Annotated in this window: 27 protein-coding genes and 1 pseudogene; 27 read left to right on the forward strand and 1 reads right to left on the reverse strand. The window is 67.7% G+C overall.

The genetic code is table 11. The annotated features are described in order from the left end of the window. The 27 genes and pseudogenes from L338_RS17655 to L338_RS15460 form a co-directional block, all read left to right on the forward strand. A pseudogene (locus L338_RS17655) lies at positions 1 to 432 on the forward strand (hypothetical protein); the annotation flags it as partial. 15 nt (positions 433 to 447) lie between these two features. Beyond that, complete coding sequence (locus L338_RS15340; protein ID WP_022699290.1) at positions 448 to 738, forward strand: phage fiber-tail adaptor protein; 291 nt, start codon at positions 448 to 450, stop codon at positions 736 to 738. A gap of 3 nt (positions 739 to 741) precedes the next feature. Continuing rightward, complete coding sequence (locus L338_RS15345; RefSeq protein WP_022699291.1) at positions 742 to 1,098, forward strand: phage tail fiber protein; 357 nt, start codon at positions 742 to 744, stop codon at positions 1,096 to 1,098. A 19-nt stretch (positions 1,099 to 1,117) separates the two neighbouring features. Further along, complete coding sequence (locus tag L338_RS15350) at positions 1,118 to 1,555, forward strand: hypothetical protein (RefSeq protein WP_022699292.1); 438 nt, start codon at positions 1,118 to 1,120, stop codon at positions 1,553 to 1,555. 106 nt (positions 1,556 to 1,661) lie between these two features. Continuing rightward, a complete protein-coding gene (locus tag L338_RS15355; protein WP_022699293.1) occupies positions 1,662 to 2,258 on the forward strand; it encodes a phage terminase small subunit P27 family in 597 nt (198 codons plus the stop codon). After that, positions 2,188 to 3,894: a terminase large subunit gene (locus tag L338_RS15360; protein WP_022699294.1), complete on the forward strand. Its 1,707-nt coding sequence runs from the start codon at positions 2,188 to 2,190 to the stop codon at positions 3,892 to 3,894. Before L338_RS15355 ends, L338_RS15360 begins: the two co-directional genes overlap by 71 nt. Positions 3,895 to 3,896: 2 nt before the next feature. Further along, entirely contained in the window at positions 3,897 to 5,210 is a 1,314-nt protein-coding gene (locus L338_RS15365) for a phage portal protein (protein ID WP_022699295.1), read from the forward strand. Further along, the gene (locus L338_RS15370; RefSeq protein WP_022699296.1) at positions 5,211 to 6,083 is read left to right on the forward strand and encodes a S49 family peptidase; all 873 of its coding nucleotides are present in this window, start codon (positions 5,211 to 5,213) and stop codon (positions 6,081 to 6,083) included. 113 nt (positions 6,084 to 6,196) lie between these two features. Beyond that, on the forward strand, positions 6,197 to 7,531 hold the full coding sequence (locus tag L338_RS15375) for a phage major capsid protein (RefSeq protein ID WP_027068605.1): 1,335 nt from the start codon (positions 6,197 to 6,199) through the stop codon (positions 7,529 to 7,531). Positions 7,532 to 7,641: 110 nt separating this feature from the next. Beyond that, on the forward strand, positions 7,642 to 8,085 hold the full coding sequence (locus L338_RS15380; RefSeq protein ID WP_022699298.1) for a hypothetical protein: 444 nt from the start codon (positions 7,642 to 7,644) through the stop codon (positions 8,083 to 8,085). A gap of 46 nt (positions 8,086 to 8,131) precedes the next feature. After that, complete coding sequence (locus L338_RS16790; protein ID WP_022699299.1) at positions 8,132 to 8,728, forward strand: head-tail connector protein; 597 nt, start codon at positions 8,132 to 8,134, stop codon at positions 8,726 to 8,728. Positions 8,729 to 8,732: 4 nt separating this feature from the next. After that, entirely contained in the window at positions 8,733 to 9,059 is a 327-nt protein-coding gene (locus L338_RS16795) for a phage head closure protein (RefSeq protein WP_022699300.1), read from the forward strand. Next, the gene (locus L338_RS16800) at positions 9,059 to 9,496 is read left to right on the forward strand and encodes an HK97-gp10 family putative phage morphogenesis protein (protein WP_022699301.1); all 438 of its coding nucleotides are present in this window, start codon (positions 9,059 to 9,061) and stop codon (positions 9,494 to 9,496) included. Before L338_RS16795 ends, L338_RS16800 begins: the two co-directional genes overlap by 1 nt. 3 nt (positions 9,497 to 9,499) lie before the next feature. Continuing rightward, complete coding sequence (gene gp17 / locus L338_RS16805) at positions 9,500 to 9,883, forward strand: tail completion protein gp17 (protein ID WP_022699302.1); 384 nt, start codon at positions 9,500 to 9,502, stop codon at positions 9,881 to 9,883. 79 nt (positions 9,884 to 9,962) lie between these two features. Continuing rightward, complete coding sequence (locus L338_RS16810) at positions 9,963 to 10,400, forward strand: phage tail tube protein (RefSeq protein ID WP_022699303.1); 438 nt, start codon at positions 9,963 to 9,965, stop codon at positions 10,398 to 10,400. Position 10,401: 1 nt separating this feature from the next. Next, the gene (locus tag L338_RS15410; RefSeq protein ID WP_022699304.1) at positions 10,402 to 10,767 is read left to right on the forward strand and encodes a hypothetical protein; all 366 of its coding nucleotides are present in this window, start codon (positions 10,402 to 10,404) and stop codon (positions 10,765 to 10,767) included. A 50-nt stretch (positions 10,768 to 10,817) separates the two neighbouring features. Further along, a complete protein-coding gene (locus tag L338_RS15415; RefSeq protein WP_152485920.1) occupies positions 10,818 to 11,096 on the forward strand; it encodes a phage tail assembly protein T in 279 nt (92 codons plus the stop codon). Position 11,097: 1 nt separating this feature from the next. After that, on the forward strand, positions 11,098 to 12,954 hold the full coding sequence (locus L338_RS15420) for a phage tail tape measure C-terminal domain-containing protein (RefSeq protein ID WP_022699306.1): 1,857 nt from the start codon (positions 11,098 to 11,100) through the stop codon (positions 12,952 to 12,954). Beyond that, entirely contained in the window at positions 12,951 to 13,568 is a 618-nt protein-coding gene (locus L338_RS15425; RefSeq protein ID WP_022699307.1) for a hypothetical protein, read from the forward strand. Before L338_RS15420 ends, L338_RS15425 begins: the two co-directional genes overlap by 4 nt. 4 nt (positions 13,569 to 13,572) lie before the next feature. Next, entirely contained in the window at positions 13,573 to 14,238 is a 666-nt protein-coding gene (locus L338_RS15430) for a hypothetical protein (RefSeq protein ID WP_022699308.1), read from the forward strand. Further along, positions 14,235 to 14,642, forward strand: coding sequence for a DUF6950 family protein (locus tag L338_RS16815; protein ID WP_022699309.1), 408 nt, complete (start codon positions 14,235 to 14,237; stop codon positions 14,640 to 14,642). The genes L338_RS15430 and L338_RS16815 overlap by 4 nt, the downstream gene beginning before the upstream one ends. Then, complete coding sequence (locus L338_RS15440; RefSeq protein ID WP_022699310.1) at positions 14,635 to 17,982, forward strand: phage tail tip fiber protein; 3,348 nt, start codon at positions 14,635 to 14,637, stop codon at positions 17,980 to 17,982. The genes L338_RS16815 and L338_RS15440 overlap by 8 nt, the downstream gene beginning before the upstream one ends. After that, positions 17,979 to 18,146: a hypothetical protein gene (locus L338_RS17660; protein ID WP_022699311.1), complete on the forward strand. Its 168-nt coding sequence runs from the start codon at positions 17,979 to 17,981 to the stop codon at positions 18,144 to 18,146. Before L338_RS15440 ends, L338_RS17660 begins: the two co-directional genes overlap by 4 nt. Continuing rightward, on the forward strand, positions 18,143 to 18,565 hold the full coding sequence (locus L338_RS15445) for a hypothetical protein (protein ID WP_022699312.1): 423 nt from the start codon (positions 18,143 to 18,145) through the stop codon (positions 18,563 to 18,565). The genes L338_RS17660 and L338_RS15445 overlap by 4 nt, the downstream gene beginning before the upstream one ends. An 18-nt stretch (positions 18,566 to 18,583) precedes the next feature. Beyond that, positions 18,584 to 19,267 carry a hypothetical protein gene (locus tag L338_RS15450; RefSeq protein WP_022699313.1) on the forward strand — a complete coding sequence of 228 codons (684 nt, stop codon included), beginning with the start codon at positions 18,584 to 18,586 and terminating at the stop codon, positions 19,265 to 19,267. 65 nt (positions 19,268 to 19,332) lie between these two features. Continuing rightward, positions 19,333 to 19,830, forward strand: coding sequence for a hypothetical protein (locus L338_RS15455; protein ID WP_152485921.1), 498 nt, complete (start codon positions 19,333 to 19,335; stop codon positions 19,828 to 19,830). Further along, positions 19,791 to 20,312, forward strand: coding sequence for a DUF1353 domain-containing protein (locus L338_RS15460; RefSeq protein ID WP_152485922.1), 522 nt, complete (start codon positions 19,791 to 19,793; stop codon positions 20,310 to 20,312). Before L338_RS15455 ends, L338_RS15460 begins: the two co-directional genes overlap by 40 nt. Before the next feature lie 132 nt (positions 20,313 to 20,444). Here L338_RS15460 and L338_RS15465 read toward each other — a convergent pair whose 3' ends face one another. Further along, the gene (locus L338_RS15465; RefSeq protein ID WP_022699315.1) at positions 20,445 to 20,678 is read right to left on the reverse strand and encodes a hypothetical protein; all 234 of its coding nucleotides are present in this window, start codon (positions 20,676 to 20,678) and stop codon (positions 20,445 to 20,447) included. Between the last annotated feature and the right edge of the window lie 325 nt (positions 20,679 to 21,003).

The following is a 21,003-nucleotide window of genomic DNA, read 5'->3' on the forward strand; positions in this document are numbered from 1 at the left end:
GCCGGGGCGGCCTCCATGGCGGGGGCGGCGTTCAAGCGCGCTCTGACCGGCGGGGCCGTGGCGGCGCTGGGCGGCGCGTCCGCCGGGCTGCGGCCGCGGCGTTTCGTTTCGGGTTCGGCCTCGGCGGTCTCTGTGGCCTCGGGGAGCGTTTTCAAGCGCGCCCTGATTGCCGGACGGGCGGTTGCGGCGGGGTCGGCCGCGGCCTCCGTCAGCGGGGTGCATTTCGTCTCCGGGGCCGTGCGGGGCGTGGCCTCCGTGGCGGCGGTTCCGTTCAAGCGGGTCTCGCTGGGCGGGGTTGTGACGGGCGTGGTCTCCCTGGCGGGGGCGGCGCGGCGGGTAAGCCTGGTTCCCGGCGGGCGGCAGTTCAACGAGGCGGCGGGGCGGCGGCGGGTGTTCGACGACACGGCGGGACGCCGGCGGTTCGGCGTTTGAAGGGAGCGGCATCTGATGACCACCTATCGCGCGGAGCCGCAGGACCCGAATGAGGACCTCGATTATTTCATCGGCATCACCGAGGAATTGGTTGACGGGGAGAGCGTGGCGGACGTGGAGATTGTCTCCACGGTTCCGGACGGCCTGACCATCCACACCGAGGAACAGGTGAACGACACGATACAGTTCTGGGCGCGGGGCGGGACGCACCGGGTCGATTATGAAGTGACGGCGCGGTTCACCACCGACTCCACGCCGCCGCGCAAATATGACCGCACGCTGGTCATTCCAATCAGGGAGAAATAGGCGATGGGCACCTTCACCGAAGCGGCCAAGAACACGATGCTGGACGCGCTGAGCGGGCTGCACCTGTCCCTGCATACGGGCGATCCGGGGTCCACCGGGGCGAACGAGGTGACGGGCGGGTCCTATGCGCGCCAGCCCGCCGCGTTCGATGCGGCGGACGCGGGGTCGCGGGCGCTCAGCGGGGACGAGACGTTCGCCGTGCCGGGCTCCACCACCGTGACGCATGTGGGGATATTCGACGCGCTGACGGACGGGAACTTCCTGGGCGTGATCGACACGACCGACGAGGCGTTCGCCGCCGACGGGCAGATGGTGGTGCGGGCGGCCTCGACCTCGCTGGACCTGGACGATCCGGCGTAGGGACTGAAGGGGAAGCGGCGTGCCCTCGCGGCCACGGCAGCACCGGCCCGCGCGGCTGGCGATTGCGAAGGCGGACGCGGACCGGGCCATGGAGCAAAGGCGGGGGACGGCGGCCGAGCGCGGCTATGACAGTCAGTGGCGAAAGGGGCGGGACGGGTTTCTCGCCAAGCATCCGCTGTGCGCCTATCACGCGCTGTTCGATCCGGGGCGGATCGCCTTCGCGGCGCTGGTCGATCACCTCTATCCGCATGGCGGGGACCGGCGGCTGTTCTGGCTGCGGCGCTACTGGGTCGGGGCGTGCGTGAACTGTCACTCGAAACACAAGCAGGCGGCGGAGCGGCGGGGGCTGGCGGCGCTGGATGAGCTGGCGGCGCGGCTGGGCCTGCCGCCGCTCAGCGAAACGCATCCCGAGCTGGTCCGATCCGCCCGCGCCGCGCTGACCGAGCGCAGGGGGTAGGGGGTCCAAATCCCTGCCAGCCGCCCCGCCCTAAACCAGCGCCGGAGTAGAATTTTTGGGGGCGCGGAATTGGGGGGGAATTTTTTTTGGGCGGTGAGGTGTAGCGATGGCCAAGGGGCGGAAGCCGCAGCCGGCTGAGGTTGCGGAGGCGAAGGGCAATCCGGGCAAGCGCAAATCGGTGAAGGCGAGTCCGGCGCAGGCGGGCCAGCTGCCGATGGAGCCGCCGGCGCACGTGCGCACGGGCAAGGCCCGGAAGATCTGGAAAGAGTATGCGCCGAAGTTGAAGGGCCTCGGCTTCATCCGCGAGACGGACAGCCCGCTGTTCATCCTGTTCTGCGACACGATGGCGGAATACCTGGAGGCGCGCGACACGGTGGCCGAACAGGGCTTCACCTATGTCACGTCGAGCGCCCACGTGGACAAGATTTACCGGATGCACCCGGCGGCCATGGTGATGCGCCGGGCCAAGCAGGACCTGATCAAGCTGTGCGGCGAGCTGGGGCTGACGCCCTCCATGCGCACGCAAATCCTGACGCGGCTGGCGCGGCCCGAGATGCCGGCGGACGGCCTGTTCGGCCAGGGCGGCGAGCGCGCCGACGACGCGCCGCCGCGGCCGCGCAACCGAGACGACGATGACGACAGCTATAGCGGCGAAAACCCGCTCGACTTCCGGAACGAAGGCGGGACGGGCGCGATCAACTAAACGGTGGCTGGCGGACGGGACGTACTATTTCGACAAGGCGAAGGCCGACCGGGCGGTCGCCTGGATCGAGCGCTTCTGCGTGTTCACGCAGGCCGAATGGCGCGGCCGTCCGTTCCGCCTGATGAACTGGCAAAAGCGTATCGTGCGCAAGCTGTTCGGCTGGATGCGGCCGGACGGGACGCGGCGCTACCGCATGGTGTTCATCGCGGTGCCGCGGAAGAACGGCAAGACGGAGTTCGCCGCGGCGCTGGGCCTGTTCCTGATGCTGGCGGACGGCGAACCGGCGGCGCCGGTCTATTCGATCGCGGGCAACGAGGAACAGGCGCGCATCGTGTTCGATGCGGCGACCAACATGACGGCGATGTCGCCGGCGCTGGCGGGCATCGTGGAGCGGCTGAAACCGTCTCTGTTCTGCGGCGCGACGAACGCCAGCTTCAAACCGCTGACGGGCAAGGCGAAGTCGAAACACGGGTTCAACCCGCACGGGGTGATCGGCGACGAGGTCCATGTCTGGACCGACCGCGAACAGTACGAGGTGATGCACACCGCGGTCGGCGCCCGGCGCCAGCCGGTGGAGATCTACATCACGACGGCGGGCAACCGGCGCGAGTCGGTCTGCTGGGAGCTGTGGCAGACGGCGCTGAAGGTCCGGGACGGGGTCCTGAAACTGGATCACGTGCTGCCGGTGATCTACGCGGCGGACCCGGACGATGACTGGGAAGACCCGGCGACCTGGAAGAAGGCGAATCCGAGCTATGGCGTCTCGGTCAAGCCGGCCAGCCTGGAGGCGGCGTGCGAGGAAGCCAAGGCCTCCCCCGCCAGCGAAAACGAGTTCCGCCAGCTTCGGCTGAACCAGTGGACGGAAAACCACGCCAAATGGATCCCGACATGGCGGTGGGATCTGTGCAAGGCGCCGGCGCTTCCGGGACGGAGCGCCGAGCGGCCGTTCGAACTGGCGGACTTCAAGGGCTGCGAGGCGATTGGCGGGCTGGACCTGGCGAAGGTCAATGACCTGTCGGCGCTGGCCCTGCTGTTTCCGCCGCCGAACCCGGTGAGCGAGACGGCCATCGCGGCGCTGGTGAAATACTGGTGCCCGGAAGACGATATTCGCGACCGGGCGAAGCGGGACAATGTGCCTTACGATATCTGGGCGCAGACCGGGCTGCTGTGCGCCACGCCCGGCAACGCGACCGATTTTGAACAGATACGGCAGGACATCAACGCGCTGGTCCCCGACATCGCGCTGAAGACGATCGGGTTTGACCGGCACTTCGCCATGGAGCTGGTGCAGAACCTGATGGCGGACGGGTTCGACATGGCGGGCGTGGCGCAGACCTGCGTCGGCCTGGCCGGGGCGACCCATGAAATGGAGCGGCGGATCATCGCCACGACGCGCGAGGGCGCGGCGCCGCAGATCCTGCACGCGGGCGACGCGGTGACGCGCTGGTGCCTTTCGAACGTCCTGATCTTCAACGACTCGAGCGGCAATCCGAAACCGGACAAGGCCCGCAGCTCTGAAAAGATTGACGGGGTCTCGGCCCTGGTGAACGCGCTGACCCTGATGATCGAGGGCGAGCGCAAGGACAACAAGCGCAAAGTGGTGACGCTGAGCGAAGCGTTCTACGGGAGAGGGTGAGCATGTTCGAACGCATTGGCCGCGCCTTCTCCGTGCTGGCGGGCGCCGATCCGGGGCCGGTCAACCGCGACCCGATGGCCCCGCGCTGGTGGCGCGACAATCTGGGAACGGGCAGCTGGGCCGGGGAACCGGTGACCGCGCAGTCGGCGCTGAAGATCCCGGCGCTGTGGGCGGGGCTGGATTCCATCGCCACGACGGCGGCGGGCCTGCCGTTCCATTTGTATGAGCGCGGCGCGGACGGTCTGCGCCGCGCCACGAACATGCCGCTCTATGAGCTGCTGCACGACCAGCCGAATCCGAACATGACGGCGTTCGAATTCCGCTACCAGATGAGCTGGTGGCTGGCCTTTCACCGCGCGGCCTATGCCGAGATACGGCCCGGCGCCAGCGGCCCGGTGAGCGAGCTGTGGCCGATCCATCCGGCGCATCAGCGCATGTTCGAGAGCAATGGGCGGATCTGGCACGAAATCAGCCAGCCCGGTAAGCCGAAACGCTACCTGGCCGATGACGAGGTGCTGGCGCTGCGCCTGCCGCCGTTCGCCGATGACGGGCTGACGCCGGTTCCGATCTACCAGCTGGGCGCGGAGGCGATCGGCCGGGCGCTGGCGCTGATGCGCTACGCCGCCGAGTTCTTCAAATATGGCGATGGCATTGGCGGGGCGATCGGCTGGGATGACCGCTGGTTCCAGAATCAGGAAAGCGCCGACCAGTTTCTCAAGCACTGGCACGAAAACACGCGCGGCGAGAACCGGCACAAGGACGTGCTGCTGCCGCCGGGCGGCAAGTGGCAGCGCCGCAGCCAGTCGAACGAGGAAGCGCAATTCGTCGATACCTGGAAACAGGTGGAGCTGGAGGTGCTGAAACTTCTGCGCGTGCCGCCGCACAAGGTCGGCGTGCTGGACCGCGCGACGTTCAGCAATATCGAACAGCAGGCCATTGAATGGGTGACGGACACGATCGTGCCCTATCTGACGGTCTGGGAACAGGCGGTGCGGCGGGACCTGATCCTGAACCCGTCCCGCTTCAAGGCGGAGCATGACGTGAATGGCCTGCTGCGCGGCGACACGGTCAGCCGTTTCGCGGCCTATTCGACGGCGCTGGGCGGCGCCCCCTTCATGAGCGTGGAGGAAGTGCGCCAGCGCGAGAATCTGAACCGCAAGCCGGACGGCGAGATCCCGCGGCCGCTGAACCTGGCCCAGCCGGGCGATGGCGGCAATGCCGGCGCGGTTGCGGAGGGCGGCGGTGAAGCCGGGCCGGCGCCGCTGGATGCGCGGCGCATCGTGGAATTGCGGGAAGTCAAAGAGGGAGCGGGCTAGATGTACTGGGCGATCGATATGGACTGCGCCGGCTGTTACCTGCCCGGCGCCAATGCGACGGCGGTCGAGGCGGCGAGCGCCCAGGCGGCCGCCATCAGCACGGTGCGTCCCAATGACGAAGCCGCGGGCGGCATCGGCATCGTGCCGATCGTCGGTCCGGTGATGAACCGCCGCTCCGCGCTGCTGACGGAGTTCGGCGTTCCGCATGTCTCCACGATGGAGCTGCCGGGCAAGCTGAATCATCTGGCCAATGACGATTCCATCTCCGCCATCCTGATGCCGGTGGATTCGCCGGGCGGCATGGTCTTCAACCTGCCCGAGGCGCACAAGGCGATCATGGCGGCGCGCGCCAAGAAACCGGTGATCGCGGTGGTGATCGGCGCGGCGGCCTCGGCGGCCTACTGGATCATCAGCGCGTGCAGCGAGATCGTGATCAGCGAGGCCGCCATGGCCGGGTCGATCGGGGTGGTCACCTATCACGACGATCTGACCAAGATGCTGGCCGAGCGCGGGATCAATACCACGATCATTGCGACCAGCCCCGAGAAGGTCGAGCGCTGGCCGGAGAAAGAGCTGAGCGATGACGCCCGCGCGCACATGCAGGGTGAAGTGGACGCGCTGGGCGCGATGTTCATCCGCGACGTCGCCAAGGGTCGCGGGGTGGACGCCGCGGCGGTGCGCGAGAATTTCGGCAAGGGCCGTATGATGCTGTCGGCCCCGGCGAAGGCCGCCGGCATGGTCGATTCCATTGGAACGATCGACAGCACGCTAAGCCGCCTGATGAAAACCTCCGCGCGGGTCAAGCGCGGCCCGGCGCGCGCCGGATCCCGGCGCCTGTCGGCGGCGGCGTTCGGCGCCGCGCCGGCGGCCTGACTGCCGCCTGATCAAGGACAGCAGAACAGCAGTATTCCACCGCCGCCGCCACAGCCGGGCCGGCGGGAGGGATGGATTTTGACTCCAGCCCGGCTTTCCAAAGGGAGCGCACGATGACGCTGAAGGAACTCTATGAGAAGCGCGCCACGCTGAAAGCCGAGGGCCGTAAGCTGGCGGAGAAGGCCGACGCGCTGTCGGCCAAGGACAATCCGTCCGATGATGAACAATCCCAGCTGGCGCAGCTGGACAAGGATATCGACGCCAAGGCGGCGGAGATCGAGGCCTGCCAGACCGAGATCGACGCGGCGGTCGCCAAGCGCGAGCGGGACCGCACCTTCGCCAAGGATGACGCCCGCCCGGCGGATGATCCGGCCCCGGCCGGCTCCGCGGCGCGGGTGACCAGCGAGAATGGCGGCACGGCGGAGATGGGCGGCTTTGCCTCTCTCTCCGACTTCGCGCTGGCGGTGCGGCGCGCCAACCCGCAGGCGGGTTCGCGCTTCGAGGTGGATGACCGGCTGGCGGCGGCCGCCCCGGCCAATTTCAACCAGAATGGCGGCGACGGCGGCGAAGGCTTCGTGGTGCCGACCGCTTTCATGAACAATATCTGGGAGGAAGTCTTCCAGGTGGGCGGCCTGCTGGACCTGATCGATCCGACGCCGACCGCACGCAATTCTGTCCAGATGCCGAAGGACATCACCACGCCCTGGGGCGCGGCGGGCATCCAGTCCTACTGGCGCGGCGAAGGCACGCAGATGACGCCGTCGCAGCTGGACCTGACCGGTGTCACGGTGAACCTGCATGAGCTTTACGCGCTTGTGCCGGTCACCGACGAGCTGCGTGAAGACGCGCCGATGCTGGACGATCACCTGACCCGCAAGGCCGGCGCGGCGATCCGTTACAAGGCGGAAGACGCGGTCGGCTATGGCGACGGCGTCGGCAAGCCGCTGGGCTTCATGGCCAGCGATGCGCTGATTTCTATCGCCAAGGAGACCAGCCAGGCGGCGGATACGGTGCAGGTCGAGAATGTCGACAAGGCGTTCGGCCGGATCCTCGGCGACCTTCGCGACTATGTGTGGCTGGCCGGTCAGGACACGATTGCGGTGCTGCCGCAGTTGAACACGCAGGACCGTCCGAACGTCTATCGCGACGGGACGGACGCCCAGCCGGGCGGGTTCCTGCGCGGGCGGCCGGTCATCCCGACCGAGACGGCCAAGCCGCTGGGCACGCCGGGCGACCTGGTGCTGTTCAACAAGCGCGGCTATGCGGCGTTCCGCAAGGCGGCGGGCATTCAGGCCGCGACCTCCATGCACCTGTGGTTCGACTACAACCTGACGGCGTTCCGCTGGATCTTCCGCCTCGGCGGCCAGCCGGTGCTGAACGCGCCGATCGCGCCGTCCAAGAGCAAGCCGACGCGTTCGCACTTCGTGTCGATCGCCGAACGCAGCTAGGGGCCGCTTTCGGCCTGATCTGAACGCGGGGCGCGCTTTCAGGGCGCGTCCCGCGCGCGGGCCGGTTCGCCGGGCCGTGAAACGAGAAAGTCGCGAAAAGGAGCAAAGCGATGTCCCTCAATCTGAAACCTTCCGATCGCGCCGCCGTGGCGGGCGTGATCGATCCCGACGCCTATACGGCCGGCGACAATTCGACGGACTGGATCAGCGCGGCGGACTTCCACAACTTCCTGGCCATGGTGCTGGTCGGCGATATCGCCTCCAGCGGCACGGTCGATGCGAAGATCGAGGAAGCCACCGACGGTTCCGGTTCGGGCGCGCAGGACCTCGACGGCAAGGCGATCACGCAGCTGACCCAGGCGGGCAGCGACAGCAACAAGCAGGCGCTTATCAATCTGCGGCCCGAGGACCTGTCCGAGGGCTTCACGCATTTCCGCCTGACGATCACCGGCGCGACCGCGGCGGCCGATCATGGCGGCGTGGTGCTGGGCTTCGACCCGCTCTACGGCAAGGCCTCCGACGCCGACCTGGCCAGCGTTGACCAGATCGTCTGACGCGGCGGCCGGAACAAGAGCGCCATAGCGAAAAGGGCCGTCCGCCATGCAATTGCTGTTGATCGATCCGGCGAACCTGCAGCCGGTGTCGCTGGAGGAATTCAAGCGCCAGGTGCGCGTGGAAACCAGCGATGAAGACGCCTTCCTGAAGCTGACGCTGCAGGCGGCGATCAACAAGGCGGACGGCCGTTATGGCGCGCTGGGGCGGGCCCTGCTGACCAGTCAGTGGGAGTTCCGCCTGCGCAGTTTCTGGAACGGCTATCTGCAGCTGCCGCTGGCGGCGCCGCTGCAGCAGGTCGACTCCATCAAGTATCTGGATGGCGACGGGACCGAGCGCACGGTGAACGCGGCGGCCTATGTCACCGACACGGCCAGCCAGCCCGGACGGGTGAGCCTGGCGCCGGACTATAGCTGGCCGACCGATCTTTACGGCACCGATGATTCTGTGCGCATCCGCTACACGGCGGGCTGGGCGGAGGTGGAGGACATCCCGGCGGAGATCCGGCAGGGCATCCTGCTGCTGGCCGCCGACATGTACCGGAACCGGGAGGCGACCAGCGAGCGCAACCTGTCGGAGATCCCGATGGGGGTGCGGGCGCTGTGGGGCAGTTTCAAGGTTCACCGGCTGAAGGCGGAGGGCTGACGCCATGCTGGGCGCCGGAGAGTATGACCAGCGCGTGGAGATCCAGAGCGCGACCGAGACACGCGGCGACCGGGGCGGGCCGGAGAAAAGCTGGGCGCTTCACGCCAAGGCGTGGGCGCGCGTGATGACCGGCACGGCGCGCGATTTCGTGGAAGGCGGCCGCGACCTGGAGGAACGGCGGATATCGCTGATCCTGCGCTATCGCAGCGACCTTGATAACGACATGCGCGTGGTGTGGGAGGGCGTCGCCTACCGCATCACCGGGCTGACGCCCTATCGGTCCAAGAACGAGTTGCAGATCGACGCGGTCTATACGGAGGCGCGGGCCTGATGGATACGAAGATCGCGATCAGCGGGGCGTCGGAGATTGCGGACGCGCTGGAGAAATTTCCGGAGTTCGTGGAGCGCCGGCTGCTGTCCAACGCGCTCGCCGCGGGCGGCCGGGTGATCGCCAAGGACGCCCGGATGCGCGTGAAGATTGATGACGGCGACCTGAAACGGTCGATCAAGGTCAAGGCCGACCGCCGCGACCGGACGCTGGTGGCGGTCGGCGCGGCGCGGCCGCTGGGCAATCACGCTCACCTGGTCGAGTTCGGCACCGGCGAGCGTTTCAAGAAGGATGGCCGCTCCACCGGAGCCATGCCCGCCGCGCCCTTCCTGCGGCCCGCGGCGGACGCCAAGGCGGGCGAGGCGGTGCGTAAAATCGCGGACAATCTGGGCAAGGGCATCGCGCGCGAGGCGGCGAAGTCCCGCGCCAAGGGGTTCTGACCGGTGAGCATCGAGAGCGACCTGATCGGCGCGCTGGCGGCGGACGCGGCGGTGAACGCCTCTGTGGGCGCGCAGGTCTATGCGTTGAAAAGCGCGGACGGGGCGGGCCTGCCGCGCATCGTGTTCACGCGGATTTCCGCGGAACGGCCCAGCCGGTTCGAGGGCGGGTCTGCGCTGCAGAAAATCCGCTTCCAGCTTGACTGTTACGCGGCCGATTTCGACGCGGCGCGGACGCTGGCCGAGGCGGTGCGCGGAGCGCTGGACGGCTATACGGGCGGGGCGCTGCACGGCGTGACGCTGATCAATGAACAGGACGGGCTGGGGGGTGAGACGCATATCCCGCGGGTCATCCTGGACTTCGATATCTGGGCGAACGGCGACAGCTGAGGCCGCTCTGACGGGACTATGAATGCAACCGGGGCCGCCGTGAAGGGCGGCCCTTTTTCTTTGAGAGGAAGGGAAACCCATGTCTTACGATTCGGAAGTTACCAAGGGGCTGACGATCGGGATCGGCGCGGGCGACGCCGTCGACACCGCGCCGGGCGACGACACGTTCACCACGATTGGCGACCTCACCAATTTCAGCGGACCGGGCGGGTCGCGCTCCGCGATCGACGTGACCGATTTCGACAGCGAGGCGATCGAGAAGCTGGCCGGGCTGATCGACGAGGGCCAGCTGACCGTGGACGTGAATTATGTCCCCGGCGACACCGGCCAGGCGGCGGCGCAGACAGCGCGGGATTCGGGCCAGCTGCGCAATATCCAGATCACCTATCCGGGCGGCGCCGTGCACGATATCAAGGGCTTTGTGGCCTCGATCGCGCCGGGCGGGGCGGTCAATGACAAGGTCACCGCCTCGATCACGCTGGAGCTGTCCGGCAAGCGCGCCGTGACGGCGGCGTAACATGGCGACGACGAAAAAGGCCGCCGGCGCGCCGGCCGATCTGCGCGCCCATATCCTGAACTGCGAAGACCGCAAGGCCGAGAAGGTCCATATCCCGCAATGGGGCGTGGATGTCTGGGTCGGCGTGATGAGCGTGGGCGACCGCGACCGGTTCGACCTGAACGTGTTCCTGAGCGAGGACGCCTCCATGCGGGCCTGGCTGGTGGCCATGACGGCGCTGGACGCCGAGGGCAACCGGATCTTCAGCGATGAGGACGTGCCCGCCCTGGTGAAGAAATCCGGCGCGGCGACCGACCCGATCTATGTGAAGGCGGTCCGGCTGAACGGGCTGGAAGCCGGGGCGCAGGAGGAAGCGGCAAAAAACTGAAGCGCCATCCGACGCGGCAATTCTGTTTCCGGCTGGCCGCCCATCTGGGCATGACGGCCGGGGAATTGCGGCGGCGGATGGATTCCGCCGAGCTGACCGAGTGGATGGCCTATGAACGCGCGGAGCCGTTCTGGCCGGAGCGCATCGAGGCGATGATGGCGCAGCAGACCGCGCTGATCGCCAATATCCACCGGGGCAAGGGTCAGGCGCCGTTCGACTGGCGCGACTTCAGTTTCAGCTTCCGGCTGACGCCGGAACAGAAGCGGCAAGAAATGGCGGCGCGCTTGCGCATGACCGTCACCGCGATGACGGGAATCGAGGCGAGGTAAGATGGCCAGCATCGGCACGCTGCAGATCGATCTGCGCGCCAATTCCGCGAACCTGCAGCACAATCTGCGCAAGGCCGCCACGGACATGGGCAGCTTCGAGCGCAAGGCGCGCCAGACGGCGCGGGCGGTGCAGACCAGTTTCCGCGGCGTCGGCCGGTCCATGGCCGGGTTCGCGCGGTCCGTCTTCAACGTCCAGACCGCGATCGGCACGCTGGCCGGGACGGCGGGGCTGGGCCTGCTGATCAAGCAGAGCGTTGCGGCCGGGTCCGAGCTGGACAAGCTGTCCAGGACGTTCGGCGTGTCGGTCGAGGAATTGCAGAATTTCCGCTACGCGGCGACTCAGGTGGCGGGGGTGGCGCAGAACACGGCCGACATGGCGCTGCAGCGTTTCGTGCGGCGCGTCGGCGAGGCCAGCCGGGGCACGGGCGAGCTGAAAGGCACGCTGGATGCGCTGGGCGTGGCGGTGTTCGACGCCGACGGCCGGGTGCGGGCGACATCCGACATCATGGCCGATTTCGCCGACAAGGTGGCGGCGGTGGAATCGGAGTCCGTTCAGCTGTCGCTGGCCTTCAAGGGGTTCGACTCCGAGGGCGCGCGCCTGTTGCCGCTGCTGCAGCAGGGCGGTGAGGGCATGCGGCGCCTTTTCGAGGAATCGGAACGGCTGGGCGTGGTGACGTCGGAGAATGCCCGCAAGGCGGCGGAGCTTCAGGCCAAGCTGGATGATCTGGCCTGGTCGATGAAGAACAATGTCCGCAACGCCGTGCTGGACAATGCCGAGGCGATCGAACAGCTGCTGCGCTACATGTCGGACGCCATTCCGCACCTTGCGCGGTTCGGGAACGAACTGGCCAAGGCGCTGGGGTTCCGTCCGACACCATCCGGCGAAGACGCGATCCGCGGTCGGCTGGCGGAGTTGAAGCGCGAAATCGATTTTGTCCAAAGGTTTACGGAGCCTGCGAATGCCCTGACGGCGCCGATGGCGCGCGGTTACCGCGGGATGTTCGAGATGGCGGGCGTGTGGGAACGCCACCTCGAAAACCTCAAGGAATATGATGCCCTCACAAAGCGCCTGCAGGGCGGTCGCTTTGTGCTGGCCAATCCGTTCGAGATGACCCCGCCGCGCCCGCGCTTCAGCCGTCCGTCGGCCAGCAAGGCGGGCCTGCCGCCGGGCGGGGCGGCAGACCCGCGCGACCTGACGCCCGATTTCCTGGGCGGGGAAGGGTCCGACGGCGCCCATGGCATGGACGAATTCATCGGCGGGCTGGACGCGGTGGTGCTGTCGGCGGGGCGGGCGCGCGAACAGATGCGCGGGCTGACGGTCTCCGTCGAGCAATACGGGCTGACCGTGCAGCAGGCGGGCGCGGGGGCGCTGATGCGGCTGGAGGATCATCTTGTCAGCGTGATCAGCGGCACCGAGAGCGTGAAGGACGCGTTCCGGTCCATGGTCACCTATATCATTCAGGAGATGGCGCGGCTGGCCTTGCAGCGGGCGATTATCGGACCGCTGGCGAGCCTGCTGGGCATTCCGCTGCCCACGCAATCGGTCGCCATGCGGGCCGGGGGCGGGCGGCTGAACGCCGGGCAGATGGCGATCGTGGGCGAGAGCGGGCCGGAGTTGTGGCGCCCCGATGCGGCCGGGTCGATCGTGTCGGGCTCGGAGCTGCGGCGGGCCTCCGCCGGCGGCGGTCCGGGCGGGGCGTCTGTGACGATAGACGCGCGCACCATCATACAGGGCGACGCCAGCGAAAAGACGGTCGGGCTGATCGAGGCCAGCAACCGGCGGCTGATTAAACAGCTGCCGCAGCTGATCGATTCCCGGGTCAAGGACGGCCAGCGGCGGGGACGGTTCGAGACATGAGCAATGGCGAACTGATACTCGACATCCAGATCAAGGACATGGCTTGGGACCTGCCGGAGATGCAGTCGAGCGCGGAGTCCCGGTCGGCGTTCCGTCAGGTCAATACGCTGGGCGAGCCGTTCTGGACGCTGAATGTGCGGACGACGTATCTGACGCAGGAACAGTTCCGGAAATGGACGGCGTGGCTGACCCGGCGCCGGGGCGAGCGTTTCAGCTTTACCGCGTGGCGCAAATCGCGCCCCGCGCCGTTCGCCGGCGGTGTTGCCAGCGATGCGTCCCTGACCGTGGAGAGTATCGACGCGGAGGCCGGAACCGTCACGTTTGGAAACGCCGGCGCGTACAAGGCCAGTCCCGGCGACATGGTGGGATATTACACCGCCGCAAACGGTTACTGGATCGGCGAGGTTCTGGCGGACGCCGCCGCGTCCGCCGGCGAAGTGACGCTGAGCGTTCATCCCGCGCCGCTGACGCCCCATGCCTCCACGCCGTCTCCGCGGCGGCTGCAGGCGCTGGGCGAGTTCAAGATGATCGGCCGGCCCGAGATCATGGAAGTTTACGATGACCGCTGGGTGGCCTTCCAGGCCCGCCAGGTGGTTCGGCCTGTGACGAGCTGAGACGATGCCGAGAAGTTTTACCAATGAAGCCCAGACGGCGATCGAGGCCGGCGACGTGGAGTCGGCGCTGTTCATCGCGCTGATGACCGAACCGGCGGCGCTTTATTGCTGGAACGGGATCCGCCCGGTGAATATTGGCGGCCAGGATTACGAGCCGCTGGGGGACCGGGTGAGCGTCAAGGGCGACGTGGTGGCGCAGCTGGGCCTTGTGGCCGAGCCGATCACAATTGTGTTCGACGCCGGGTCGATTCTGGACAATTCCGATTTCGTGGGGCGGCTGGCCGACAGCACGTGGCACCAGAGGCGGGTGACGGTGCGCGAGGCGCTGTTCACGCCGGGTTCGACCTATAGCGATTTCATCGGGTGGGGCTTTACCTGGCAGGGGCGCATGGATGTCTCGCCCACGGTGAACCAGCCGGGCGCGGAAAGCGTGCGCGAACTGAACTGCGAGGGCGGGACGTTCCGCTATCGCGGGCGCAACCTGCACACGCGCACCAACCAGAACCAGCAGCGGCTTTCCAGCGGCGACCTGTTCTTCGAGCGCACGCCCATCGCGGCCAAGGAGGTTCTGCCCTGGTGGAAGCGGCGCACCGCGATACCGGGCATTGGCGGCGGCGGCGCGACGGGGCGCGGGGGCGGCTATTCCGGCGGCCGGAGCGTACTGAAATGAAGCGGCGGGAGGACTGGGAACAGCGGCTGTACGCCTGGCACAAGGCGACGCTGGAAATCCCGCATGACTGGGGCCGCAATAATTGCGCGTTCCGCGCGGCCGGGGCGATCCGGGCGATGACGGGCGTGGATCTGGCGAAAGGGTTTCGCGTTCGGGTGCGCAGCGAGGCCGGGTTCAGGCGGGTCATGGCCGAACAGGGCTGGCGGTCCTTAAGCGATATCGCGGACGCCTTCCTGCCGCGCGCGCGGCGGCCGATGCGCGGGGACCTGGTGCTGCTGGACGGACCGAACGGCGAATTCTTCGGCATCAAGACCGGCACACATGCGGCCGGCCCGACGCAACGCGGGCTGGAGCATGTGCCGATGGCGCAGATGATCGCGGCGTGGAGGATCGGGGATGCCTGACGGGGGCGCAAGCATTGCCGCGGCGATCGCCAGCGCCGCCACGGCGGCGGGGGCGTCCAGCGCCACGGCGCTGTCGATCTATGGCGCCGCCTATTCGGTGACCAGTTTCGCGCTGAGCTTCAAGGGCGCGTTGTTGCTGACCACGATCGCGTCCTCGACGCTGACCGGGCTGAACGCGGCCAAGGGCCTGCCGGATCCGGGAACGGAGATCGACCTGCAGACCGCGGCGGACGTGCCGCGCAAGCTGGTGATCGGCAAGCGCATGGTGGCGGGGTCGATCGCCGACCGTATTGCGTTCGACAGCGTGGACGGCGACAAGTTCGACACCCACGCGCTGGTCATCGCGCTGGCCGATCACCGCGTCTCGCGCCTGCTGAACGTCTATGCGGACGGGCGGCAGGTTCACGGCGCGCTGGCGCACGGCACGCGGACGGCGATCACCGAATTCGACCAGGATGACGTGGGCGGGTCTGTCGGGCGCAACCGCGTCTGGATGACCTTCTATGACGGCCGCAAGGGGCTGGCGGCCTTCCCCTATCTGATCACCAAGTCCGGCGGGTCGAACGTGCTGGGCGGGGAATGGACCAGCGCGCACCGGGGCGAGAATATCTCCTACATCGTCGTGGAGATGAAATACGACGATGACGGCGGCATTACCCAGTATCCGAACTTCATGTTCGAGCTGGAGGGGGCGATGCTCTATGACCGCCGCAAGGATTCCACGGCGGGCGGCAGCGGGTCGCACCGGCTGAACGATTCCAACACATGGGAATATAGCGACAACCCGGCGGTGGCGGCGGACCATTACATGCTGGGGGTGCGGCATTCCTCCGGCAAGATCCTGTTCGGCCCGCCCAACCTGACCGCGGCGGACGCGCCCTATGACGCGTTCGAGGCGCGGGCGGATCTCTGCGACGAGACCGTGTCGACAAATTCGGGGACGCAGAAGCGTTACCGCTTCAACGGGGTGATCAGCGCCGACGAGCCCTATGACCAGGTGATCGGGCGGTTCGCCACGCAAATGGCGATGGAGCCGGTCGATATTGACGGGCGGGTCGGGTTTGTCGGGGGCGAGGTAAAAACGCCGGTGCTGACGCTCTATGACGGCGATCTGGACGCCGATGCGGAGAGCGCCTACGACGAGAAGAAATCCTATGCCGACCTGGTGACGGCGGTGGAGGGGCGGTACGTGGACCCGTCCAATCTCTACCAGCCGGTGGATTTCCCGCGCATCGAAAACCCCGATTTCACGGACGCGGACGGCGAGCAGAAGACGCAGTCGCTGGACCTTGTCGACGAAACGGACGTGGAGCGGGCGCAGCGCCTGGCCACCCTGCGGCTGAACCGCGAACGGCGGCAGGCGGTGCTGACCGAGACCTATCTGGCGAGCGCGCCGGTGGGCGGGCAGACGCCGCTGAAGCTGTTGCCGGGAGACTGGTTCACGCGGCAGTCGGGCGTTTACGGATTCGACGGCGACGGCAAGGACTTCGAGGTCATCCGCACCGTGTACGACGCGGTGCGCCGCACGGTGACGGTGATCAGCCGCGAGGTCGACCCTTCTGACCTGGCCTGGACGGCGACCGACGCCAATGACCCGGATCCGCCGCCGCCCAGCGACACGCCGGTGGGCGTGACGGGCGCCGACGCGCCCACGACCACGCTGACGGCCTTCGCCTTCTCCGATGGCGGGGTGACGCAGCCGGCGCTGAAGATCACGGTGACGGGCATTGACGAGCGCGCCGACCGCATCGAGGCGCAGGTGAGCCTGGCCGATGGCAGCGACGATCCGCGCACCTTCCATATTGACCCCGAGGACGGGGTGCGGAACGTGCGCGAGGCGATCGGGCCGGGCGTGGAGTATCGCGCGCGCAGCCGCGTCTGGGTTGGCGAACAGGCCAGCGCGTGGTCGGGCTATGACACGGCTACGACGACGACTGATTTCATCGTGCCGACCGCCGATGACGTGACGCTGGACGGGCCGGCGGACGTGCGCATTCGCCAGGCGGTGACGCGCGTGCTGCGCAAGCTGGTGGTCTTCGATCCGCTGAACGGGGTGGAGGACCTGGCGAATTTCAACGGCGCGGGCGCGCCGGAGACTCTGGCGGACGCGACAATCGTCACGGCGGGGGAGGATGCCAGCGGCGCCTTTGCGGTCACGACCGGGGCGACCAACCGGGTGGTGACCAAGGGCGTGCTGAGCGTGGCGCCGGAAAACCAGTATGTGCTGTCGGGCACGTTTGCGGTGCAGAGCGCGGGGTCGCACACCCAGCGCGTGGCGCTGACGCTTTACGACGACGATTTCGCGTATCTCGGCCTTTATTTTCCGGGCGCGGATTTCTCCGGAGACTTCAGCGCCGCTGACGGAATCAAGACGCTGGCCGGAAGGTTCACCGGCGCCGATATTCTGGCCATCAACAGCGCGGCGGCCTATGTGCGGGCCTGCGCCGAGATCAACCGTCTGTCCTCGGGCTCGCCCACGACGCGGCTTTATGAGCTGGGCGCGCAGAGCGATCCGGGCGTGAAGGCGCTGGGGCGGATCCTGACCACGGTCGAGGCGACGGCGGACGGGGCCAGCGCGGCGGCCTCCGAGGCGCTGGGCGCGGTGGTCGACCTGGAGGATTACGCCGAGGCCTTCTGGACGGTGAGCCTGAACGCGAACGGGGTGGTCAGCGGTATCCGCGCCTATGTCAAGGACGGGCCGGTATTGAGCGAATCGGTGATCAAGTTCCGGTTCGACCAGTTCATCATCACCAACGCGGCCGACACGGCCGGCGAATATCCGTTCGAGCTTTCGGGCGGCGTGACCTATCTGAAAACCGCGATGATCCGCGACGCCACGATCGAGACGGCCAAGATCGGGAACCTGGCGGTAACGACGCTGAAGCTTGACGGGCAGGCGGTCGAAACGCCGAAAATCACCGACAACGCGGTGACCGAGCCGGCCAGCCGGACGCTGAGCGGAACCCCGACCATCAGCGATTCCAGCTGGACGAATCTGATTGACGACACGGTCAGCGGCGTGGGCGCCGGCGAGACGGTGGAGGTGGAATTCTCCATGGCCATCCGGTCGAATGACGGCGTTGACGGCGAGATCGCCTTCTATGCAACGCGGCAGCCCTCCGGCGGCGGCGCGGAGACCGTGGTGTGGGGGTCCAGCGTCTATTCGTCCAGCGACAAGTACTGGATGCGGGACGGATCGACCAGCCGGTACAACCCGCACCTGTTCATCATCACGGACGCGCCGGGCGCGGGCAACTGGACCTATACGCTTTACGCGCAGGCCAATCGAACGGCGAGGGCCACGAACCGGCGGATGCGAACGAGGCTGTTGAAGAAATGAATGTCCAGTACCGCGAGATCGACGAAAACGGCGACCCGAGCGGGGCCGAGGGGACGGCGCCGCTGGCGCGCATCGTGTGGCGCGTCAGCCAGGGCGAGCGTCTGGAGTTCCGCTATGACGATGCGGGGGCGTGGCAGATGATCACGCTGACGCCGGCGGAATGACGGGATCAAACCTCAGTCACGCCGATTTGCTGGAGGCCATGGACCGGGGATTTTCCCGCATCCATGAGCGCATGGATGCGCTGGTCGAGACGCAGACCGACACGCGTCTTGCGGTCGGGCAATTGCAGGGTCATTCCGGGCAGTTGAGTTCTGCGATGGAAAAGCATGACCGGCGGCTGGACGCGATCGAACGGGATTCCGAGAAACGACGCCGGGCGCAACTGAAGATTCTGCGCCGTTTGCGCTATCACGACACGCGGTCCCTGAGCTGGCGGAAGGTCGCGCTGGACGCGCGCGTGCTGTTTTTCCGGGGCGTCCTGCCGGGCGTGGTGACGCTGGCCGCGGCGCTGGCTGCGGTGAAGGCCTGGTGGTCGGAATTCACGGGCTTTCTGTCGGCGATCGGAAAGCTGTTTCACTAAGGAAAGGGCCTTGTGGCCATGAAGTTTTTCACCGAGGCGTCCGCGCTGCAGCGGGCCCTGAACGATCACGGTTACGCATTGACGGTGGACGGTTATGCCGGTCCCCAGACTCTAAATGCGGCGCTGCACTATATGCGGTCGAGCGCGCCCGCCGCGTTCAGCCCCCGCGACGCGCAAGGCGATGCGCTGGCCTGGTCGGCCCGCGTCAGCGCCGGGTTCCGGCGGGCGGTGCTGGATATCACCGAGGACTTCGGCTGGACGTTTGAACACGCCAACTGGCTGATGGCCTGTATGGCCTTCGAGACCGGCCGCAGTTTCGACCCGGCTCAAAAGAATCTGGCCGGATCCGGGGCGACCGGGCTGATCCAGTTCATGCCGCCGACGGCGAAAGGCCTTGGAACAAGCACGGCGGGGCTGGCGGTGATGCATCCTGTGGAGCAACTGGAATACGTGAAGGCGTATTTTGCCCCCTATGCGAGCCGCATTCATACGCTGCCCGATATGTATATGGCCATTCTGATGCCCGCCTTCGTCGGCTCGCGCGAGGATGCTGTTCTGTTCAGCGGAGGCGTTGCCTACCGTCAGAACAGCGGTCTGGACAGTGACCGCGACGGCAAGGTCACCAAGGCCGAGGCGGCGGCGAAGGTCACCGCCATGCTGGCCGAGGGGATGCGGCCGGAGAATGTGGCGGCGGCGGGGTAGGCCGCCGCCAAACGGGATCTGCAACGGGCCGCCGGTGAGCGGCCTTTTTCATGTCTGGAGACATCATGATGAAACGACTGACACGCCTTGCGGCGTGCGCGTTCGCGTGCGCGCTGCTGGCCGCCTGCGGGGGCAATCTGGCGCAGCGGCTGGACGTGATCGAGGATCCGAACGTGGAGGCGTGCGCGCTGCTGATCGGCGTGGCGGAAACGGCCAAGACGCGTCAGCTGACCGCCTCCGAACGCGAAGGGGTCAGGACGGTGCTGACCGACGCGTCCGCCGCGCTGGCCGCGTTGCCGCCTGATGCGCCGTTTGCGGAGCTGCGGGCCTATGGGGCGCGCAGCGGCGCCGAACAGATCATCGCGGAGAGCGCGGTGGAGCGCGTGGGGTCGGTTCTGGTTCGGGGCGTCAGCCTGAACGGGGCGGGGGAGCTGGCGGAGACGGCGCGAATCGCGCGCTACGCGGTTCAGGGCGCGCGGGCGCTGGAGGCGCGGGGCCTGCCGCCGGCGGAGACGCGCGCGGCGTGTCTGGCGGCGCTGGACGCCGCGCTGGCGGGGCTGTGAGCGTGGCGGGCGCGGGCGAGGCCTATGACCCGGCCGCCAACGCGGCGGGGTCCTATGCGGACGCGCTGGGCGCGCTGCGGGCGGCGCGGGACGATGACCCCGACACGCCGCGGTTCAGCGCGCCGCTGCGGGTGGAGCTGACGGGGCGGCGGCGGTCCGGCCGGCCGATCTGGCGGGTGCTGGAGGAATTCCGGCTGACCTGCAGGGTGGACGGCTTCCTGTACGACATCGCCGCGCCGGTCGGGTTCGAAACGGATTTCGCCTCGGTGCCGCGTTTCTTCTGGCGGTTCGCGCCGCCGGGCGGGCCCTATGCCGGGGCGGCGGTCATCCATGACCATCTCTACGCAAACCGGATCGGGGCGCGCGAGACCGCCGACCGCATCTTCCTGGAAGGCATGATCGCGGCGGGGGTGGAGCCCTGGCGGCGGTCCATCATCTTCCGCGCCGTCCGCACGTTCGGCGGGCGCGGCTGGGGGAGCTGACGGCGCCGGAATCATCCTGACCCCCAGCGAGCGGCGGGTTTCCTCCCCCGACTCTGACCGCCGTTCGCGATTTGCGCCCCGCCGGATTTCCCCCGGCGGGGCGCCCTTTTGCGTCTGGAGGCGGGCGCTCGATCAGCGCGGCGGGGCGGGCGCGCGGTCCCATTCCATCCGGATCGGACAGCGGCGCTTGTGATAGCGGCCCAGATAGCAGCGGAAGCGGCGGGCGACTTCGTCTGGATATTCGTTGGCGTGGGGATTGGCCGCGGCCATCAGTTCCGACCAGCTATAGCGTTTCAGGCGCGGACAGCGGCCGCAGCTGACCGTGAAGCGCTTGTCGGTCATTTCCCGTATGGGCAGGGCGCGCATGGGCGGCGGTCCGGGCGGTGTCTTCATGCCGTGAACGGAAACAGAACATCGGACCGCGCGTCAAGCGCGCGGCCCCGCGCGGCGCAAATCGCGGACCCCGAACACAGCCGGAACGAGTCGGCGCCGCCGTGCCCAGCTCATGCCCAACGGGCGCCCCGCCGCGCGGCGATGTTCCGCGCCTGTTCACGTCCCGCCCCGTCACAAGACACATTCCGTTCGGCCTCTGTCCGCGCCGCGAAAGGGCCTAGTGCGTTGAATTTGAAGGGGTCTGGCGGAGAGGAAGGGATTCGAACCCTCGATACGCTTTTGACGTATACTCCCTTAG

The organism is Euryhalocaulis caribicus, from assembly GCF_000412185.1.
Taxonomy (GTDB): Bacteria; Pseudomonadota; Alphaproteobacteria; order Caulobacterales; family Maricaulaceae; genus Euryhalocaulis; species Euryhalocaulis caribicus.

Coding starts and splice junctions, on each gene's coding strand:
- L338_RS15340 (WP_022699290.1), top strand. CDS start 448: ATGACCACCTATCGCGCGGAGCCGCAGGACCCGAATGAGGACCTCGAT.
- L338_RS15345 (WP_022699291.1), top strand. CDS start 742: ATGGGCACCTTCACCGAAGCGGCCAAGAACACGATGCTGGACGCGCTG.
- L338_RS15355 (WP_022699293.1), top strand. CDS start 1,662: ATGGCCAAGGGGCGGAAGCCGCAGCCGGCTGAGGTTGCGGAGGCGAAG.
- L338_RS15360 (WP_022699294.1), top strand. CDS start 2,188: ATGACGACAGCTATAGCGGCGAAAACCCGCTCGACTTCCGGAACGAAG.
- L338_RS15365 (WP_022699295.1), top strand. CDS start 3,897: ATGTTCGAACGCATTGGCCGCGCCTTCTCCGTGCTGGCGGGCGCCGAT.
- L338_RS15370 (WP_022699296.1), top strand. CDS start 5,211: ATGTACTGGGCGATCGATATGGACTGCGCCGGCTGTTACCTGCCCGGC.
- L338_RS15375 (WP_027068605.1), top strand. CDS start 6,197: ATGACGCTGAAGGAACTCTATGAGAAGCGCGCCACGCTGAAAGCCGAG.
- L338_RS15380 (WP_022699298.1), top strand. CDS start 7,642: ATGTCCCTCAATCTGAAACCTTCCGATCGCGCCGCCGTGGCGGGCGTG.
- L338_RS16790 (WP_022699299.1), top strand. CDS start 8,132: ATGCAATTGCTGTTGATCGATCCGGCGAACCTGCAGCCGGTGTCGCTG.
- L338_RS16795 (WP_022699300.1), top strand. CDS start 8,733: ATGCTGGGCGCCGGAGAGTATGACCAGCGCGTGGAGATCCAGAGCGCG.
- L338_RS16800 (WP_022699301.1), top strand. CDS start 9,059: ATGGATACGAAGATCGCGATCAGCGGGGCGTCGGAGATTGCGGACGCG.
- L338_RS16810 (WP_022699303.1), top strand. CDS start 9,963: ATGTCTTACGATTCGGAAGTTACCAAGGGGCTGACGATCGGGATCGGC.
- L338_RS15410 (WP_022699304.1), top strand. CDS start 10,402: ATGGCGACGACGAAAAAGGCCGCCGGCGCGCCGGCCGATCTGCGCGCC.
- L338_RS15415 (WP_152485920.1), top strand. CDS start 10,818: ATGACGGCCGGGGAATTGCGGCGGCGGATGGATTCCGCCGAGCTGACC.
- L338_RS15420 (WP_022699306.1), top strand. CDS start 11,098: ATGGCCAGCATCGGCACGCTGCAGATCGATCTGCGCGCCAATTCCGCG.
- L338_RS15425 (WP_022699307.1), top strand. CDS start 12,951: ATGAGCAATGGCGAACTGATACTCGACATCCAGATCAAGGACATGGCT.
- L338_RS15430 (WP_022699308.1), top strand. CDS start 13,573: ATGCCGAGAAGTTTTACCAATGAAGCCCAGACGGCGATCGAGGCCGGC.
- L338_RS16815 (WP_022699309.1), top strand. CDS start 14,235: ATGAAGCGGCGGGAGGACTGGGAACAGCGGCTGTACGCCTGGCACAAG.
- L338_RS15440 (WP_022699310.1), top strand. CDS start 14,635: ATGCCTGACGGGGGCGCAAGCATTGCCGCGGCGATCGCCAGCGCCGCC.
- L338_RS17660 (WP_022699311.1), top strand. CDS start 17,979: ATGAATGTCCAGTACCGCGAGATCGACGAAAACGGCGACCCGAGCGGG.
- L338_RS15445 (WP_022699312.1), top strand. CDS start 18,143: ATGACGGGATCAAACCTCAGTCACGCCGATTTGCTGGAGGCCATGGAC.
- L338_RS15450 (WP_022699313.1), top strand. CDS start 18,584: ATGAAGTTTTTCACCGAGGCGTCCGCGCTGCAGCGGGCCCTGAACGAT.
- L338_RS15455 (WP_152485921.1), top strand. CDS start 19,333: ATGATGAAACGACTGACACGCCTTGCGGCGTGCGCGTTCGCGTGCGCG.
- L338_RS15465 (WP_022699315.1), bottom strand. CDS start 20,678: ATGCGCGCCCTGCCCATACGGGAAATGACCGACAAGCGCTTCACGGTC.